At 78.1% G+C, this 1,573-nt stretch carries 1 protein-coding gene; it reads right to left on the bottom strand.

Annotation, left to right across the window (positions count from 1 at the left end; translation table 11 throughout):
• A partial coding sequence (locus tag G3I42_RS31925; RefSeq protein ID WP_239096814.1) for an AAA family ATPase occupies positions 1-1,573 on the bottom strand: 1,573 nt, incomplete at both ends.

The raw sequence follows: 1,573 nt of genomic DNA, 5'->3' as shown, positions 1-1,573 counted from the left end.
CGGGGGCGGTCTCCGGCGTGACGGGGTGCGCGCGCAGGACGCGCCGGGCGGCGGCGGGTGCGCTGGTCTTGCCGAGCGTCTCGGCGAGGAGGGCGGCGGTGAGCACCGTGTCGTCGTGCTCACCGCGCCGCTCGAACTCGGCGAGCGCGAGGCGCAGTACCTCGGCGGCCCGCTCGAAGTCGCCCATTCTGCGCAGGACGTGGGCGTGCGCGAGGCGGGCGCGTGCGGCGTCCACGTCGAGCCTGGCGACGAGGTCGCGGTAGTACCGGTCGGCGGTGTCGTTCGCGTACAGGCGCGCCGCGCGCTCGGCGGCGCGGCGCAGGTACTCGGCGGCGCGCGGGTCGTCGGCGCGGGTGTAGTGCGAGGCGAGGGTGTCGACGGCGTCCGGGCGGCGGCGCGCGACCGCGCGCGCGAAGGCCGCGTGCAGTCCTCTGCGGCGCACGGCGCTCAGCCGTGCGTAACAGGTCAGGCGGACCAGCGGGTGGCGGAAGGCGATGCCGTCCTGCGGCCGTCCGGCCACCACGACCTCGCGTTCCTCCACGATTGAGGCGGCGACGGCCCGTTCCAGGGCGTCGGCCGCCGAGTGCCCTGCCAGCGGCGGGCGCAGGCCGTGCGCGGCGACGTCGAGCAGTTCGGAGAGCGCGGCCTCGCCGCCCGCGACGGAGAGGGCCTCGACCAGGCGGCGCGCGTCGGGATCGAGACGGGCCAGCCGGCCGGCGACGAGGTCGCGGACCCCGGCCGGGGCGCGTACGGTGTCGGCGCCGCCCGGGTCCTCGGCGAGTCCGCGGGCGAGTTCCGCGGCGAACAGCGGGTTGCCCAGGGACAGTTCCCAGGCGCGCCGGGCCCAGTCGCCCTCGGGCGCCTCGGCGACGGCGTCCCCGGCCACGGCATCCCCTGCCACGGCGTCCCTGGCCACGGCGTCCCTGGCCACCGCCAGGCAGTCCCGCTCGCCGAGGCGTGCCACCTCCTCGCGTACGGCCAGTCGCTGGTGGAGCAGCGCGGTCACGGCCGCGCGCCGCGGGTCGCCCTCGGGTATCTCCTCCTCCCGGCAGGTGACGAGGAAGCGCAGCGCGGTCCCCCGGTCCCTGGCGCGCCGGGCCAGGTGGCTCAGGAGCTGGAAGGAGCCGGTGTCGGCGGCGTGCAGGTCGTCGAGGACGACGAGGACGGGGCACCGGGTCGCGAGGTCGGCGAGCAGCATGGTGCTCGCCCGGAACAGACGGTCGCGCTCCTCCTCGGGGCTGCGCTCCCGCGCGTCCCCGGCCCGGCCCAGGGACGGCAGGAAGGAGGCGAGTTCGGGGTACTCGGAGCCCACCGTGGCCCGTTCCGCCGCCGCGTGTTCGGCGAGCCAGCCGTCGAGGGCTTCGGCGAAGGCCCCGTAGGGGGTGTGCCCCTCGGCGTCGTGGCCGCTCCCCCACAGCACCGCCGTGCCCGCCTCGCTCGCCCGGCGGGCCACCTCGCCCGCGAGCCGGGTCTTGCCCACGCCCGCCTCCCCGGTGAGGAGCCGGACCGGCGGGCCCTGCGGGGCGAGCAGCCGCTCCAGTTCGGCCGTGCGCCCGCGCAGCGGGAGCGCGCC

The sequence above is a fragment of the Streptomyces sp. SID11385 genome (genome assembly GCF_010548245.1).
Lineage (GTDB): Bacteria > Actinomycetota > Actinomycetes > Streptomycetales > Streptomycetaceae > Streptomyces.
Note: the sequence above shows the minus strand (reverse complement) of the source record. Positions and strands in the feature narration are given on the sequence as shown.